The 15,416-nt window shown below is 63.2% G+C and carries 17 protein-coding genes; 13 read left to right on the top strand and 4 right to left on the bottom strand.

Features of this window, described 5'->3' with window-relative positions:
• Nucleotides 1-449: 449 nt before the first annotated feature.
• From trbB to AX708_RS05120, 11 genes are read left to right on the top strand one after another with little or no spacing between them, the layout of a single operon-like run.
• Complete coding sequence (gene trbB / locus AX708_RS05170; RefSeq protein ID WP_072379960.1) at nt 450-1,433, top strand: P-type conjugative transfer ATPase TrbB; 984 nt, start codon at nt 450-452, stop codon at nt 1,431-1,433.
• A complete protein-coding gene (locus tag AX708_RS05165) occupies nt 1,430-1,762 on the top strand; it encodes a TrbC/VirB2 family protein (RefSeq protein WP_066528292.1) in 333 nt (110 codons plus the stop codon). Before trbB ends, AX708_RS05165 begins: the two co-directional genes overlap by 4 nt.
• Complete coding sequence (locus AX708_RS05160; RefSeq protein ID WP_066528291.1) at nt 1,762-2,037, top strand: VirB3 family type IV secretion system protein; 276 nt, start codon at nt 1,762-1,764, stop codon at nt 2,035-2,037. Before AX708_RS05165 ends, AX708_RS05160 begins: the two co-directional genes overlap by 1 nt.
• Before the next feature lie 4 nt (nt 2,038-2,041).
• Nucleotides 2,042-4,519: a conjugal transfer protein TrbE gene (gene trbE / locus AX708_RS05155; RefSeq protein ID WP_066528290.1), complete on the top strand. Its 2,478-nt coding sequence runs from the start codon at nt 2,042-2,044 to the stop codon at nt 4,517-4,519.
• A 5-nt stretch (nt 4,520-4,524) separates the two neighbouring features.
• Nucleotides 4,525-5,283, top strand: coding sequence for a P-type conjugative transfer protein TrbJ (gene trbJ / locus AX708_RS05150; RefSeq protein WP_156442296.1), 759 nt, complete (start codon nt 4,525-4,527; stop codon nt 5,281-5,283).
• Between the two features lie 4 nt (nt 5,284-5,287).
• Nucleotides 5,288-5,614, top strand: a complete 327-nt coding sequence (trbK-alt, locus tag AX708_RS05145; protein WP_066528285.1) for a putative entry exclusion protein TrbK-alt — start codon at nt 5,288-5,290, stop codon at nt 5,612-5,614.
• Nucleotide 5,615: 1 nt separating this feature from the next.
• Complete coding sequence (trbL, locus tag AX708_RS05140) at nt 5,616-6,935, top strand: P-type conjugative transfer protein TrbL (protein ID WP_066528283.1); 1,320 nt, start codon at nt 5,616-5,618, stop codon at nt 6,933-6,935.
• 5 nt (nt 6,936-6,940) lie between these two features.
• Nucleotides 6,941-7,624, top strand: coding sequence for a conjugal transfer protein TrbF (gene trbF, locus AX708_RS05135; protein WP_066528281.1), 684 nt, complete (start codon nt 6,941-6,943; stop codon nt 7,622-7,624).
• Nucleotides 7,621-8,586: a P-type conjugative transfer protein TrbG gene (trbG, locus tag AX708_RS05130; RefSeq protein WP_082731124.1), complete on the top strand. Its 966-nt coding sequence runs from the start codon at nt 7,621-7,623 to the stop codon at nt 8,584-8,586. The genes trbF and trbG overlap by 4 nt, the downstream gene beginning before the upstream one ends.
• Complete coding sequence (locus AX708_RS05125; protein ID WP_066528280.1) at nt 8,583-9,755, top strand: TrbI/VirB10 family protein; 1,173 nt, start codon at nt 8,583-8,585, stop codon at nt 9,753-9,755. Before trbG ends, AX708_RS05125 begins: the two co-directional genes overlap by 4 nt.
• Nucleotides 9,752-9,979, top strand: a complete 228-nt coding sequence (locus AX708_RS05120; RefSeq protein WP_066528277.1) for a DUF2274 domain-containing protein — start codon at nt 9,752-9,754, stop codon at nt 9,977-9,979. Before AX708_RS05125 ends, AX708_RS05120 begins: the two co-directional genes overlap by 4 nt.
• Here the strand turns inward: AX708_RS05120 and AX708_RS05115 are convergent.
• Both AX708_RS05115 and AX708_RS19745 read right to left on the bottom strand, forming a co-directional pair.
• A complete protein-coding gene (locus AX708_RS05115; protein WP_066528275.1) occupies nt 9,967-10,860 on the bottom strand; it encodes a LysR family transcriptional regulator in 894 nt (297 codons plus the stop codon). The genes AX708_RS05120 and AX708_RS05115 overlap by 13 nt on opposite strands.
• 348 nt (nt 10,861-11,208) lie before the next feature.
• The gene (locus AX708_RS19745; RefSeq protein ID WP_082731125.1) at nt 11,209-12,150 is read right to left on the bottom strand and encodes a helix-turn-helix domain-containing protein; all 942 of its coding nucleotides are present in this window, start codon (nt 12,148-12,150) and stop codon (nt 11,209-11,211) included.
• 101 nt (nt 12,151-12,251) lie between these two features.
• Between AX708_RS19745 and AX708_RS05105 the strand changes: the two genes are divergently transcribed.
• Nucleotides 12,252-12,809 (top strand): cytochrome P460 family protein, encoded by a 558-nt coding sequence (locus tag AX708_RS05105; protein ID WP_066528270.1) that lies wholly within the window; start codon nt 12,252-12,254, stop codon nt 12,807-12,809.
• Between the two features lie 287 nt (nt 12,810-13,096).
• Here AX708_RS05105 and AX708_RS05100 read toward each other — a convergent pair whose 3' ends face one another.
• Complete coding sequence (locus AX708_RS05100; RefSeq protein WP_066528268.1) at nt 13,097-13,468, bottom strand: hypothetical protein; 372 nt, start codon at nt 13,466-13,468, stop codon at nt 13,097-13,099.
• A gap of 69 nt (nt 13,469-13,537) precedes the next feature.
• A complete protein-coding gene (locus AX708_RS05095) occupies nt 13,538-14,083 on the bottom strand; it encodes a carboxymuconolactone decarboxylase family protein (RefSeq protein WP_058456592.1) in 546 nt (181 codons plus the stop codon).
• A 95-nt stretch (nt 14,084-14,178) separates the two neighbouring features.
• Here AX708_RS05095 and AX708_RS05090 point away from each other — a divergent pair, with 95 nt between their 5' ends.
• On the top strand, nt 14,179-14,991 hold the full coding sequence (locus AX708_RS05090) for an AraC family transcriptional regulator (protein WP_058456591.1): 813 nt from the start codon (nt 14,179-14,181) through the stop codon (nt 14,989-14,991).
• Nucleotides 14,992-15,416: the final 425 nt, after the last annotated feature.

The following is a 15,416-nucleotide window of genomic DNA, read 5'->3' as shown; positions in this document are numbered from 1 at the left end:
TTTTAATCCGGTGCTACCGGCCGATCCGTGGCCCCTTTTATTCCCGGTGTTCTCAAATTTGAAACGGAATTTGCCCTCATGCCCAACAGTGCGGCGAAGTCCCGGACGCTCAGACCCGCCTTTCCCAACTCTGATATGAAATCGTCATACGACATTTCGAACTTGGCAATCCTCATGTTTTTATGAGAATGGCACATAAAAAGATGAGTGTCTACCCGGTTCGCCACTCTGAACGAATGGCGAGTTACCGCGTTTGCGCTCCTAAAACCGGACAGTCAGCACAGTCCAACCTAGCGGTCATTTGAGGCTCTAACTACGCTAGCCTTTCTGCCTTTCCGCTACGATACGCCGCCCGCAACTCGCTGTTGCATTCACCCGCTTTGATGTCTCTTTGATCCGTCTCACGAGCGCAGCCGATGATCGGTTGCCTCGCCGACACGAGGCAATTTATGAGCGTGATCCCCATCCCGTCGCAAGCATCGTCGCGCGGAGCGCGTATGCTGCGCACTGCGCTCGGGCCGGAGATCGCCGTCTGGCTTGAAGATGCCTCGGTCATCGAGGTCATGCTCAATCCCGACGGGCGGCTCTGGATCGACCGGCTCGGAGCCGGGATCGCCGATACGGGAAGCGCGATGTGCGCTGCCGATGGCGAACGGATCATCCGCTTGGTGGCGCATCATGTCGGAGCCGAGGTTCATGCCAAGGCACCGCGCGTTTCGGCCGAGCTTCCCGATACGGGCGAGCGCTTCGAAGGTCTGCTGCCGCCGGTGGTGGCTGCGCCGAGCTTCGCGATCCGCAAGCCCGCTGTCGCGGTATTCACGCTCGCTGATTATGTCGCAGCGAAGATCATTTCTCCATGGCAGGCCGACGCGCTGGTTCGCGCCGTTGCGGCCCGAAAGAACATTCTGGTCGCTGGCGGCACGTCGACCGGCAAGACCACCCTCACCAACGCGCTCTTGGCCGAAGTTGCCAAGACCGACGACCGCGTGGTCCTGATCGAAGACACCCGCGAGCTGCAATGCGCCGCGCCCAATCTCGTCTCGCTGCGCACCAAAGACGGCGTGGTCACGCTCTCCGACCTGGTCCGCTCGGCCCTGCGGCTGCGGCCCGACCGAATCCCGATCGGCGAGGTGCGCGGTGCCGAAGCGCTCGACCTGCTCAAGGCCTGGGGCACCGGCCATCCCGGCGGCGTCGGCACGATCCACGCAGGATCCGCGCTTGGGGTCCTGCGGCGCATGGAGCAGCTGATCCAGGAAAGCGTCGTCACTGTGCCGCGCGCCCTGATCGCCGAGACCATCGACGTCATCGCTGTCCTTGTCCGCGACGGGACCGGACGGCGCCTTGCCGAACTCGCCGAGGTCACCGGCCTCGATGCCCACAGCGACTACACCATCCGCCCCATCACACCCCCAGCCACAGGAGTTTCATCGTGATCCAGACCCTATCGCGCGCCCGTGCCCGCCTCTCCGCTGCCATGCTCGGCAGCTTTGTTGCTCTTTCCATCGCGGGCCCTGCTCACGCGGCGGGTTCGTCGATGCCGTGGGAAGCGCCGCTCCAGTCGATCCTTGAATCCATCCAGGGGCCTGTCGCCAAGATCGTTGCGGTCATGATCATCATTGCGACTGGCCTGGCACTCGCTTTCGGCGACACCTCGGGCGGGGCGCGACGGATGATCCAGATTGTGTTCGGCCTGTCGATCGCCTTTGCCGCCTCCTCCTTCTTCCTGTCGTTCTTCTCGTTCGGCGGCGGGGCTCTCGTCTGATGGAGACCATGCCGCCGGAAGCCGTGCCGGGCTTTGTCGTACCGGTTCACCGCGCGCTGACCGAGCATATCCTGCTCGGCGGCGCACCGCGCGGGCTGGCGATCGCCAATGCGACGCTGGCCGCTGCGATTGGGCTGGGCCTGCGCCTGTGGATCGCCGGCGTGGTGATCTTTGCGCTCGGGCACATGGTCTCGGTCTGGGCGGCGCGGCGCGATCCGCAATTCGTCGATGTCGCGCGGCGGCATCTGCGCTTTCCCACTTTCCTGAGGGTCTGAGCCCATGCTCTCGCTTCGCGAATACCGGAACAAGGCCGACCGGCTTGCCGACTTCCTGCCCTGGGCCGCGCTGGTCGCACCCGGCGTGGTGCTCAACAAGGACGGCAGCTTCCAGCGCTCGGCCCGCTTTCGCGGTCCCGATCTCGACAGCGCGACGCCCGCAGAGCTGATCGCTACGACCGCGCGCCTGAACAGCGCGCTGCGGCGACTGGGTTCAGGCTGGGCCATTTTCGTTGAGGCGGTGCGCCGCCCGGCGCTGGATTACCCCGATAGCGACTTTCCCGATCCGGCCTCGGCGCTGGTCGAGCGCGAGCGCGCAGCGCAATTTGCCGAGGAAGGCGCCCATTTCGAGAGCCGCTATTTCCTGACCCTGTTGTGGATGCCGCCCGCCGAAGATGCGGCCCGCACCGAAAGCTGGCTCTACGAGGGCAAGGCCGAAAAGGGCATCAATCCCAAAGAACTGCTCGACCTCTTCGTCGACCGCACCGAGCGCCTGCTGCGTCTGATCGATGGCTTTGTGCCCGAGGTGGCATGGCTCGACGACGGTGAGACGCTGACCTACCTGCACAGCTGCGTCTCCACCCGCAGTCACCGCGTCCGCGTTCCCGAGATCCCGATGCATCTGGACGCGCTGCTGGCCGATGAGCCGCTGACCGGCGGGCTCGAGCCGCGCCTCGGTCGCGCGCATCTGCGCACGCTGACCGTGGTCGGCTTTCCCAGCAGCACCTTCCCGGGTCTGCTCGACGAGCTCAACCGGCTCGCCTTCGCCTATCGCTGGTCGACCCGCGCAGTGATGCTCGACAAGACCGATGCCACCAAACTGACCGCCAAGATCCGGCGGCAATGGTTCGCCAAGCGCAAGTCGGTCGCAAGCATCCTCAAGGAGGTGATGACCAACGAGGCTTCGACGCTGCTCGACAGCGATGCCTCGAACAAGGCCGCCGATGCCGATGCTGCGCTGCAGGAGCTCGGATCGGATTTTGTCGGCCAAGCCTATGTCACCGCCACCGTCACCGTCTGGGACGAGGATCCGGCGCTGGCAGCGGAGAAGCTGCGTCTGGTCGAGAAGGTCATCCAGGGCCGCGACTTCACCGTGATCGTCGAAGGCATGAACGCGGTAGAGGCCTGGCTCGGATCGCTTCCCGGCCATGTCTACGCCAATGTCCGGACACCGCCGATCTCCACGCTCAACCTCGCCCACATGATCCCCCTGTCGGCTGTGTGGGCCGGGCCGGAACGGGACGAACACTTCAACGCCGCCCCATTATTCTATGCGCGGACCGAAGGCTCGACCCCGTTCCGGTTTTCGCTTCATGTCGGCGATGTCGGGCATACGCTGATCGTCGGGCCGACCGGGGCAGGCAAGTCGGTGCTACTCGCGCTGATGGCGCTGCAGCTTCAGCGTTATGATCGCGCCCAGGTCTTTGCCTTCGACTTCGGCGGATCGATCCGTGCAGCGGCGCTGGCCTGCGGTGGGGACTGGCAGGACCTCGGCAACTCGTTGACGGGTTCCGGCCTGGCTGAGGACAGCAATGGCACGGTGCTCTTGCAACCGCTGGCGCGGATCGACGAACCGGCAGAGCGCAACTGGGCGGCCGAATGGCTTCAGGCGATCCTCACTGCCGAAGGCGTGACTATCGATCCCGCGACCAAGGAGCATCTCTGGTCGGCGCTGACTTCCCTCGCCACCGCTCCGATTGCCGAGCGCACGCTTACCGGGCTCGCTGTGCTCCTGCAGTCACAAGCATTGAAACAGGCCCTGACACCCTATTGCATTGGCGGGCCGTTCGGACGGCTGCTTGATGCCGAGAGCGAACATCTGGGGGAAGCCAGCTTTCAGGCCTTCGAGACCGAAGGGCTGACCGGCTCGGCCGCAGCCCCTGCCGTGCTCTCCTACCTGTTCCACCGCATCGAAGGCCGGCTCGACGGCTCGCCGACAATGATCATCATCGACGAGGGCTGGCTTGTCCTCGACAGCCCCGCCTTTGCCGCACAACTGCGCGAATGGCTCAAAACGCTGCGCAAGAAGAATGCGAGCGTGGTGTTTGCAACCCAGAGCCTCGCCGACATCGAAAGCTCGGCGATCGCTCCTGCCATCATCGAGAGCTGCCCTACCCGCATCTTCCTCCCCAACGAACGCGCGATTGAGCCGCAGATATTGGCAATCTATCGCCGCTTTGGCCTCAACGACCGGCAGATTGAGATCATCGCGCGGGCGGCGCCCAAGCGCGATTATTACTGCCAGTCGGCGCGCGGCAACCGATTGTTCGAACTTGGCCTTGGCGAGGTCGCGCTCGCCTTCACCGCCACCTCATCAAAGGCCGACCAGCTCGCGATCGATGCGATCACGGGCGTGCACGGCTGCGCTGACTTTGCTGCGCGCTGGCTGCGCCATCGCGGCCTCGCCTGGGCAGCCGAGCTGCTGCCCGCCCCCTCGCCCCTTCTCAAGCCCGGTCCGCGGTCGGACCAATCCCAGGAGTAGTGCCCATGAAAGCCCGTAAATTCGTCTCGATGCTTGCTGCCAGTGCCGCGGTTCTCTCGGTCAGCGTCGGCGCCATGCTGCCGACCGCTGCCAGGGCACAGATTGGCGGCGTGGTGTTCGACCCGCGCAACTATGCCCAGAACATCCTGACCGCCGCGCGCACGCTCGAGCAGATCAACAACCAGATCCGGCAGCTCCAGAACCAGGCGACCTCGCTCGTCAACGAAGCGCGCAACCTGCAATCGCTGCCACTGACCGTGCTCGAACCGCTGCAAGCGCAGATCCGGCAGACCCAGGCCTTGCTCGGACAGGCGCAGCGCGTGGCTTATGATGTTCGTCAGATCGAACGCGAGTTCCAGAACAACTATCGCGCGGGCGCGATGACGGGGCCGCAGCGCATGCTGGTCCAGGGCGCCGAAGCCCGGTGGCAGAACAGCCTCGGCGCCTTCGAGGATGCCCTACGGGTTCAGGCCGGCGTGGTCGGCAATATCGACGGCACGCGCGGCGCCATCGACAGCCTCGTTGGCTCAAGCCAGTCGGCAACCGGCGCGCTTCAGGCCGCGCAGGCTGGCAATCAGCTGCTGGCGGTGCAGGCGCAGCAGCTCGCGGACCTGACCGCTACGGTCGCCTCGCTCGCGCGGGCACAATCGCTCGACGCCGCTGCACAAGCGGCCGCCAAGGCGCAGGCCCGCGAACAGCTTCGCCGCTTCCTCGGCGATCGCCGGCCCTATGTCCCGGGCAATGCCCGGCTGTTCGGGAACTGAGGCGATGGACAGCAAGCTCTTTGCGCGGATTGGGGCCGGCGCCTTCGTCGCCATTGCCATCACCATGGCCGTGCTCGAACTGCGCGAAGAGCCTGCGCCGCCGCCACGCGATGTCATCGCTGCGGCACATGAAGCCGGAGACGATGCAAAGGCCACCCTCGCCTATTGCGCAGCGCTCGGCCTTGAGGCGGCATCGGTCGATATCTGCACCGCAGCCTGGGCAGCCGAACGCCGCCGGTTCCTGGGGCAGGCCGAGCGTGATGCGGCGGTCGTGCCCCCTGTGACTGACAACAGCGGGGATGCCGCCCTCGATATGACGGGGGATCGCTAACATGGGTGGCACCGCCGTCGTCGACCGCTTCCTCGACATCTTCTCGCGCTACATCGACAGCGGGTTCGGCCTTTTGGGCGGCGAGGTCGCCTTCATCGCAACCACGCTCATCGTCATTGATGTCACACTGGCAGCGCTGTTCTGGTCATGGGGCGAGCAGGGCGACATTCTTGCCCGCCTGGTCAAGAAGACGCTCTTTGTCGGCATCTTTGCCTACATCATCGGCAACTGGAACAGCCTCGCGCGCATCGTGTTCGAAAGTTTCGCCGGGCTTGGCCTCAAGGCCAGTGGCACCGGGTTTACAGCGGCCGAACTGCTGCAGCCGGGCCGGGTCGCGCAAGTGGGGCTCGATGCCGCCTATCCTTTGCTGGAGTCGATCTCCGAACTGCTCGGCTTTGTCAGCTTCTTCGAGAATTTCCTGCAGATCGTGATCCTGCTGGTCGCTTGGGCGATCGTCATCATCGCCTTCTTCATCCTGTCGATCCAGCTGTTCATCACCCTCATCGAGTTCAAGCTGGCAACGCTCTGCGGCTTCGTGCTGATCCCGTTCGGGCTGTTCGGCAAGACCGCCTTCATGGCCGAGCGCGTGCTTGGCCATGTCGTCTCGTCGGGCATCAAGGTGCTGGTGCTTGCGGTGATCGTTGGCATCGGCTCGACCATCTTTTCCGAGTTCACTACCGCTATCGCGGGCGAACCCACGATTGAAGACGCGCTGTCGATCGTGCTGGCAAGCTTGGCGCTGCTCGGCCTCGGCATTTTTGGCCCCGGGATCGCTAATGGCATCGTCTCGGGCGGGCCGCAGCTTGGCGCAGGCGCCGCAGCCGGCACCGCGCTGCTCGCGGGCGGCGCTGCCGCCGGTGCCGTTGCCGGAGCAAAACTGGCGGGCGGCGCGGTGGCCAGTGCTGCCTCCAATGTCGCGCAAGGCACGTCGCGCGCTGCAGGCGGCGCGACCATGGCCTACGCTCTCGGCTCTGCAGGCAAGTCGGGCGGCGCAGCGGTCGCAGGCGGCGCGCGTGCCGTCGGCGAATATGCTGCCAGCGCTGCAACATCGCCGCTGCGCAAGGCCGGTGACGGCGTGAAGCAATCCTTCCGCGAAGGCAGCCGCGACGCCATCACCAAGACCGGCGGCAGCATCACACCCGGACCTAACACGCCGCCGCCCCCGTCGCCCGCAGCTGCCGATCAGGGCCAGCCTGCCTGGGCCAAGGCGATGAAGGACCGGCAGACGATCTCCCATGGCGCGAGCATCGCCGCGCACACGCTCAAATCGGGCGACAGCCACGGCGGCGGCGCCTCGGTCGACACCTCAGAAAAGGACTGACACACATGTTCCGACGACCCTCGATCCGCTATGGCAAGACCCCCGAACCAGAAACGCCCTACCACCGCGCAGCGCAGGTATGGGACGAGCGCATCGGCTCGGCGCGGGTGCAGGCGCGAAGCTGGCGCTATGCCTTTTTCGGCGCGCTCGGCCTGTCCGCTTGTCTCACTGCGGGGATCGTCTGGCAAGGCTCTCAGGGTTCGATCATTCCCTGGGTGGTGCAGGTCGACAAGCTTGGCGAAGCACAGGCTGTCGCCCCTGCGGTCAGCGACTTTGACCCAAGCGACCCGCAGATCGCATTCCACCTGGCACGCTTCATCGAGCAGGTGCGCAGCATTCCCGACGATCCGATCATTGTCCGCCAGAACTGGCTGCGCGCCTATGACTTTGTCACCGATCGCGGCGCATTGGTGCTCAACGATTATGCCCGGACCAACGATCCCTTCGCGGCTGTAGGCCGCGAACAGGTCGGGATAGATGTCACCAGCGTCATCCGCGCCTCGCCGATCAGCTTCCGCGTTGCCTGGGTCGAACGCCGCTACCGCGATGGCAGCCTCGCCGAGACCAGTCGCTGGACCGCGATCCTGACGATCACCGTTCAGACCCCGCGCACCCCCGATGCCCTGCGCAAGAATCCGCTCGGCATCTTCGTCAATGCCATCAACTGGTCAAAGGAACTTGGCTCATGATCTCGCCCATTCCCGGTCGCCTTGCAGTGACCCTCTTTTCCGTCCTGCTTGGAACAACTGCCTGTCCGGCTTCAGCACAGATGGTGTCAGCAGAGTTGGCGCCAGTGGTCGTCGAGGCGGCGACCACCGCAACAATGCAGACGCAATCCGAACCGCGGCGAGTCCCCTCCCGCGCCGCGCGCCGCTCCCAGCCATCTGCCCCCAGGGACCGGGTGGGAGCGGCAAACGCCGCCGCGCGCGTGCAGCCCGAGGGCGAGCAGTTCATCAACGCGATCCAGAACTATGCCTGGGCTCCCGGCGCGCTCTATCAGGTCTATGCCGCGCCGGGACAGGTGACCGACATTGCGCTGCAGGAAGGCGAGCAGCTGGTTGGCGCCGGACCTGTCGCTGCGGGCGATACCGTGCGCTGGCTGATCGGCGACACCGTAAGCGGGCGCGGGGCCAATGCGCGGGTCCACATTCTGGTCAAGCCGGTCCGCTCCGACATCACCACCAACCTTGTCATCAACACCGACCGCCGCACCTATCACATCGAGCTGCGTGCCAATCCGTCGGTCTACATGGCGTCGGTCTCCTGGACCTATCCGCAGGACGAGTTGATCGCCTTGCAACAGGCGCAGGAAGCCGAGGCGCGCGCGGCACCAATTGCTGCCAGTATTCCGGTCGAGGCGCTCAATTTTGGCTATCGCCTGTTGGGCGATCGGCCCTCCTGGCGACCGGTGCGCGTGTTCGATGACGGGCGGCAGACCTTTATCGAGTTTCCCGAAAGCGTGGAGCAAGGTCAGATGCCGCCGCTGTTCGGGCTTGGCGAGGGCAATCAGGCCGAGCTCCTCAACTACCGCGTGTCCGGCCGCTTTATGATCGTCGACCGGCTGCTCGAGCGCGCCGAACTGCGCCTTGGCGACCGCCGTTCGCAGCAGCGCGTCGAGATCCGCAAGGAACGCCGGAGGTCGCCGTCATGAGCGACGAAGCTGCTCCAACGCCAGAAGAGGCGGTCAAGCTGCGCGGCGATCCGCCGCGCGTCATGCGGCTGTCGCGCAAGGCCATCGGCATCGCGTCGGCTTGCGGCTTTGCCCTTGTCGGCGGTGCGCTGATCTATGCCCTGCAGCCCGCGAGCCAGGCCGAGCGCGAGGAGCTGCTCAACACCGAAGGCGCGGCGCAGCCCGACGCATTGGCCGATGCCCCTCGCGACTATGGTGATGTCCCCAAGCTGGGCCCGCCCCTGCCCGGCGATCTCGGCGCGCCGATCCTGGCGGCACAACAGCGCGGGGATGTCGCCGAGCTTCCGCCGATCGGCGCTGCGCCGCCCACTGGCCCTGCGCCAACGCCTGCGCAAACGGCAGCCGAGACGGAACGCCAGCGGCTGCTGCAGGAACGCAGCGCCGCTCGCGAAAGCCGCCTGTTCTTTGGTGGCGGTGCGGGAGCAGCTGCTGTCGGTGACGGATCGGAAGTTGCCGATGCCGGCGGTGGGCCGCCGGTGCCCCAGCTCGCTGCCGAGGCGCCGCGCCCTGCTTTTGCCGACCGCCCCGCCGAGCGCCGGACGGTATCAGCCAGTCGGATCGAGCCGCCAGCGGGCACCCATGTCTTGCAGGCGGGCAGCATCATTCCTGCAGCACTCATCACCGGGATCCGCTCTGATCTTCCAGGTCAGGTCACCGCGCAGGTGACCGAACCTGTCCATGACAGCGTCACCGGCCGCATCCTGCTCATCCCCCAAGGGTCTCGGCTGATCGGCGACTATAATGCCGACGTGTCCTTCGGACAGCGCCGGGTGCAGCTCGCATGGAACCGGCTGATCCTGCCCGATGGCCGGTCGATCGTGCTCGAACGCCAACCCGGCGGCGACCCATCCGGCTTTGCCGGGCTGCAGGACGGCGTGGACTTTCATTGGGGCGGCGTTCTGCGGGCCGCGCTGGTCTCGACCCTGCTGGGTGTTGGCGGCGAGCTTGGCGCGGGCAATGACGACAATCTCACCCGCGCGCTGCGCCGAGGCTCGCAGGACAGCATCGGCCGCGCGGGCGAACAGGTCGTCAGCCGCGAGCTCGATGTGCGGCCAACATTGACGATCCGTCCGGGTTTTCCCGTGCGCGTACTCGTGACCCGTGATCTGATATTGGGAGACGAGTCATGACCCGATTGAAATTGGCCGACCTGGCCGACGAAAAGCCGGTCAAGGTAACCATCGAGCTCTCGTCCCGACTTCACCGCGAACTGCTCTCCTATGGCTTGGCGATCAACGGCGGCGATACCAAAGATGCTCCCACACCCGAGCGGCTGATCCCGCCGATGATCGAGCGCTTCATCGCGACCGACCGGTCCTTCGCCAGATTGCGGCGCTCGGGTCAGGCCGGGTAGCGTTCGCTGAGCAGTTCAAAGAACCGCTTCAGCGCTGGGTTGTCGTTATCCTCGCGCCAGTAGAACGCATAGTCGAGCCGCGCAGGGCCGCCCTGATCCATGATCTCGAGGAACGTCAGTTCCGGCCATTGCACCCCGATCGAGGCTTCGGTGGCAAGCGTGACGTACCGCCCGAACGGGACCGTGCTCAGAACACTTTCGAGGCTTGTGTCTTGCACGATCAGGTGGGCACGATAGCCCTGATCTGACAATCGACGCTTCAGATTGCGGGCCATGGCGGGCCCCACGCCTTGGCTGGGCAGCACGAGAACCTGTCGGCGCAAATCACTCCAGTGAATCCGGTCTGATGTGGCCAATTGATGGTCTTTCGGCAACGCAACAAGCAATCGCTCCGACCATGCCGAGCGCCGCGAGATGCCGGCGTCGTGCGCGTCCGATGGCATCAGCGCGACGTCGATGATCCGGGCCTTCAGATCGCTGAGCATCCGCTCGGGATCGGCTTCGATCCCGTCAAACTGAATATCGGGGTGACGCCGCATATATTCGCCAATGGTCGCGCGCATATTGCCGGCCATCAGGGACGCAGAAAAGCCGACCGCGATCCTGCCTTCCTCGCCATAGCTGACCGCGCGGGCTGTCGTCTGAAGATTGTCGATATCGGTGAGAATGCGCCGGGCAACACTGAGGAACGCCTTGCCTTGTTCGGTCGGTATTGCGCCGCGCGTGCTGCGTTCGAAGAGCTTGATCCCGAGGCGCGCTTCCAGGGCGGCTATTCGTCTGCTCAAGGTCGATTGCTTGATGCGCATTGCTTCGGCGGCGCGTGAGAAATTCTGGGCATCGGCGGTGGCTACCGCAAATCTGAGCTGACGCACTTCGATCATAAGGCTTTGCGACCCTTATCTTTATCCCCGTGCTTCGCGCTATCACCAAAAGCCCGAAGCCCCTAGGTTCCTTTATCCAAGCTACATCGAGCGACGAACAACCGCTGCGCGATGCTATGGCGCGGCCCGATTGAATTATGGGAGCACAACGCAACCGCTTATGTTACATCAGGCCATTACTTCACAATTTCATACGGATCTTCATTTGTTGAGACGAGCGACTAGGCGAACACCTATGTTCGCGTTTCGCCACAATTTTTTTTCAACATTTACATTATATGCCTCCGCCAAAATGAATAAAACAACACGTTAGCCGCAAGAGATTTATCTGTGCGGAGATCAAGCGCCTCATTCTTCGGCGCTCGCCTGATATGCCGCCGGGTTAACGCCGAAACGCGTGGTAAAGGCACGCGAAAAACTGCTTGGGCTCGCATAGCCCACGCCGCGCGCGACTTGCTCGACGGATGCGCGGCTACGCAGCAACCGGTCTGCCGCAGCGAGCAAGCGCAGTTCGCGCAGCACTGTGGCGGGAGGGTGTCCGAACGACGCCTGGAACCGCTTAATGAAGGCCGACCGACTTAAGCATGCCAGCTGCGCCAGGGACATCACACTGTGTGCCGCACCGGGCTCATGCACCATGGCGCTGAAGGCACGCATCACCTGCTCATCGCTAACCAGATCAAGCGCACCAAGCCAACTCTGCTGTTCGGCGAGCCCGCGGCGCAACAGTATCACCAAAACCTGGCGCAGCATCGCTGCGGCCATAGTCCGGCCGCCCGTGTTGTTCCCACTGAGTTCGGTGCGGATCAATGGCATCAGACTGCCGACACTATCTTTGCCGGAATGCTCCACCACCGGTGCATCAAGCGCACCGAATAAGTCGCGATCGCCAGCCTGTATTGCACGGAAATGGCCGCAGACGATCTTCAGCGCTGGCTCGTCACTTCCTGCCTGCCAGCGCTTCAGTGTGGGTTGTCCAAGGTCGATGGTTACCGCGACCACACCTCCACAACCTGTCCGTGCCTCTGGAGTAGACCGCGCCTGGATGCGGTAAGGGGTGTCCCGCGGGGTAACAAGCAGCGTTTCCGGGCCGAAGGGAACAGGCGCGCCCGACCCTAACACCAGTTCACCTTCGCCATGCAACACATAGTGAAGACCTGATGCCGGGGTGGCTGAAAAGGCCAACGCCCAAGCGGGGGCAATGAAGCATTCGGAAAAAGCGATCGGCTCGACACGCAGTTGATCGAACAGCGCATCAAGGTCGATTCGCGACAAGAGACGTTTGGACAAGAGAAAGAGCCCTTCTGCACAAATATTTGATCTACATGGCTTTCATCATGAAGAGACAAGCATTGCGTTAGCGAATGCCTACGTCAACAGGGAGATATCTCATGCACATTCCGAAGGGTTCGCTGCTGTTTGCAGCCTCGGCGCTTTTGTTGGCCGGGTGTAGCGAGGCGACCGAAACGAGAGCGGAAAATAGCGGCGCTGACGCCGCAGGCACCTTGCGCGTACCTGCCGATTATCGTGATACCTATCAATATCTCGGCACTTGGGCTGTGGCGGCCGATGGCACACCCGGATCAAAGGAGATGCATATCGTCTATGCCTCGCCCGGTGCTGCAGCCGGGCATCGCGCTACCGGCACGTTCGCGGACGGCACGACGCTAGTAAAAGAGGTGTTCGAGGCGACGACGGGACCAATGACAACGGGCACTGTCAGCCATACGAAAGCCTTGAAAGGCTGGTTCGTTATGGTGAAGGACAGCAAGAACAGCCATCCCGACAACAAGTTGTGGGGCGACGGCTGGGGCTGGGCATGGTTTGATCAGGGCGCCCCGACCAAGACGAAATCGACCGATTACAAGACCGATTGTCTGACTTGCCACTTGCCAGCCAATGCGACTGACTCGATTTATGTCGATGGCTATCCGGTGCTCAAGAAATAAGCGGAGCGGTGCCTCTGTTGGGATCCGCACACCGCCTCGCCTTGCGACAAGCGGGCCCGCTTTCACGGGCTCAACGCTGTTGGCTGATTCTGCAAAGGTCAGAATAGTGAGGAATTGAGTTCCGTACGCGTAATTTTTCTGTCGACTGGATCATGGCGCTGAGGGCGTTGGGCTATGGCTCAGGTCGTGGAGCGCCAAACTCCAGACGTGGCAAACCCTGCATGCCGTGATCGGGGCATGCAGGGTGGCATTGTTGATAACAACTCTTGTGTCCTTGATAGACGTGCTCAGGCAGCGGCGTTCTGTCGGCCTGATTGGTTGGCTCGCGAGGTACGGGTAACCACCGCGATCACGCCAGCTGCCATAACCGGGTAGTAGATCGAAGCCAGAGCGGTGAAGCCAAGCAAGAATGGCGCGGCAATGAAGGCTACTCCTGCGGCAAGATCGAGCAACAAGTGTGCATCGAACGACACCAGCTTGACCGCACCGAATGCATAGTCAGTGAGCAGGCTGTAGGCAATCAAGCCCGCCCCACCGGCAACAGAGAGCCAAAGCTCAATACCCTGAAAGCCGAGCAGGAATGGCAGCGCAATAAGGGCGGCAGCGGCGACATAGTCAAGCACGCCATGCAGCGCAGGGGTAAGGAATTGCAGTTTCATGGCAAGGGTTCCCTATGGAAGTGATTGAGGAGCGGGCCGATGTCCTGCACCGGCCCGCACGCATTATGATCAGGCCGCAACCGCCACATCGACGACCGGGAAATCGATCTTGGTCTGGGCGACGTTGTTCATGAAGTTGGTCAGAACATTGTGCGCGACGTTACCGACGATTTCGACGATGCGGGCGTCGTCGAGGCCGGCAAGGCGGGCTGCTGACAGATCGCTGTCGCTCACCTGACCGCGTGTTTCAACGATGCGCAAGGCAAGCGTCGCGATCGCATCGTCGAGGGGATCTTGGCCCTTGCCCAGACGGGCGGCGCGGATAGCCTCTGGCGAAAGGCCGGCACCTTTCCCGAGCAGCGTGTGCGCCGACAGACAATAGTGGCAGCTGTTGTACTGGGCGACGGCAAGCGCAACGATTTCGCGCTGTGCAGCGGTCAGCACACCACTTCCCAGTGCATCTGCGAAGGCGAGGTTGCCATTCAACACGGCAGGAGCATGAGCGAAGGTCGCAAAAAGGTTCGGGACCATGCCAATCTTCGCCTTAACAGCGCCGAGGGTGGCCTGGACGCCGGTGTCGGCAGTGGCGAGTTCTACGGGGTTGATGCGGGGCATTTGCGTTTCCTCTGTTGGTCAGTGCGGGCTTGCACAACGCCTCTATCGGCTGTTATCGGTGCAGATTGGTGCCAACTTCATTGCAGATCGTTCACATGGACATCTTTGCCGCTCTCTTTGCCCACACTGCCCCGAGCGCCCGGACATTCTTTACCGGCAACTTGTGTACGACCGCGCAATTTGCCGATTGCGGCTACCTCCACCTTCTCAAGAGCGGCGCGTTGACGCTGAGCCGATCTGGCGAGGCCGATCTCATTCTGAACGAACCAACGCTGCTCTTCTTCCCGCGCGGACAGGCGCATCGGTTCACTGGCGCTGCGGAAGGCGGGGCTGATCTGGTCTGCGCGAAGGTCGATCTGGGCGGCGATAATGGCAACCCGATTGGCGAAGGACTGCCCGACCTTGTCATCCTGCCGCTGGCCGAGAACCCGACGCTGGGGCCCGCCTGCGATCTTCTGCTTGTCGAAGGATTTGGCGACAATAATGGGCGTCAGGCCGCCATCGACCATTTGTTCGACTATCTCTTGATCCTGGTAGTGCGTCATGTTGTCGCCAGTGGCCTGGTGAATGATGGTGTGCTGGGCGGCCTTGCCGATCCGCGATTGGCCAAGGCGCTGACGGCGATGCACGAACAGCCAAGGCATTCGTGGACTCTTGATGATCTGGCAGAGGTGGCCGGCATGTCGCGCACCCGTTTTGCCACGCATTTTCGCGCCTGCGTTGGGCGGACGCCGATCGACTATCTGACCCGGTGGCGAATGACGATTGCGCGTGACCTTCTTGCCGCAGGCAAGCCGGTCAAGACCGTGGCCGACAGCGTCGGATATGATAGTGCCGCAGCCTTCTCACGGGTGTTCGCTCGCGTCACGGGCGAAGCACCGCGCCAAGTGAAGCAGAGATTAAGGTAACATGATCAGTTGGTAGACATGGATGCGGCAGTGAACGCGTGACCGCCTGGACATGGATCGCGCGGCGGCATGGCTGAATGCTGGGCTAGGATGCAAGCTGCGGTACCCAACACCAGCATTGCGCGCGCGTTCGATTGAGCGAGCACCTTCCGCCTTGGCCGATCAGTATCGCTGATAGGACCGCATGCCGGAAAGACGGATCGAACTAGGACATAAATGGGGATCATTGGATATGGCGCTCAGACGGGACGGAGGCGCGTTATGACCCCGAATGGTGCATCGCTGGGCTCGAAAACATTGCTGTGCGTCCCAATCAGGGCACATTGCACTGTGTGTTGACGCCGTGAACCTAGCCAACCGGCTTTGCCAAAGAGACTGTTTAAAATTTTGTGCTCGGCCGTGGTAACTGCTTTCAGAGGAGACCC

This window comes from Erythrobacter sp. CCH5-A1, assembly GCF_001557115.1.
Taxonomy (GTDB): Bacteria; Pseudomonadota; Alphaproteobacteria; order Sphingomonadales; family Sphingomonadaceae; genus Erythrobacter.
This window is presented reverse-complemented; position numbering and strand designations above follow the sequence as displayed.

Coding starts and splice junctions, on each gene's coding strand:
- trbF (WP_066528281.1), top strand. CDS start 6,941: ATGTTCCGACGACCCTCGATCCGCTATGGCAAGACCCCCGAACCAGAA.
- trbG (WP_082731124.1), top strand. CDS start 7,621: ATGATCTCGCCCATTCCCGGTCGCCTTGCAGTGACCCTCTTTTCCGTC.
- AX708_RS05105 (WP_066528270.1), top strand. CDS start 12,252: ATGCACATTCCGAAGGGTTCGCTGCTGTTTGCAGCCTCGGCGCTTTTG.
- trbJ (WP_156442296.1), top strand. CDS start 4,525: ATGAAAGCCCGTAAATTCGTCTCGATGCTTGCTGCCAGTGCCGCGGTT.
- trbL (WP_066528283.1), top strand. CDS start 5,616: ATGGGTGGCACCGCCGTCGTCGACCGCTTCCTCGACATCTTCTCGCGC.
- trbB (WP_072379960.1), top strand. CDS start 450: ATGAGCGTGATCCCCATCCCGTCGCAAGCATCGTCGCGCGGAGCGCGT.
- AX708_RS05120 (WP_066528277.1), top strand. CDS start 9,752: ATGACCCGATTGAAATTGGCCGACCTGGCCGACGAAAAGCCGGTCAAG.
- trbE (WP_066528290.1), top strand. CDS start 2,042: ATGCTCTCGCTTCGCGAATACCGGAACAAGGCCGACCGGCTTGCCGAC.
- AX708_RS05160 (WP_066528291.1), top strand. CDS start 1,762: ATGGAGACCATGCCGCCGGAAGCCGTGCCGGGCTTTGTCGTACCGGTT.
- AX708_RS05125 (WP_066528280.1), top strand. CDS start 8,583: ATGAGCGACGAAGCTGCTCCAACGCCAGAAGAGGCGGTCAAGCTGCGC.
- trbK-alt (WP_066528285.1), top strand. CDS start 5,288: ATGGACAGCAAGCTCTTTGCGCGGATTGGGGCCGGCGCCTTCGTCGCC.
- AX708_RS05095 (WP_058456592.1), bottom strand. CDS start 14,083: ATGCCCCGCATCAACCCCGTAGAACTCGCCACTGCCGACACCGGCGTC.
- AX708_RS05100 (WP_066528268.1), bottom strand. CDS start 13,468: ATGAAACTGCAATTCCTTACCCCTGCGCTGCATGGCGTGCTTGACTAT.
- AX708_RS05090 (WP_058456591.1), top strand. CDS start 14,179: ATGGACATCTTTGCCGCTCTCTTTGCCCACACTGCCCCGAGCGCCCGG.
- AX708_RS05115 (WP_066528275.1), bottom strand. CDS start 10,860: ATGATCGAAGTGCGTCAGCTCAGATTTGCGGTAGCCACCGCCGATGCC.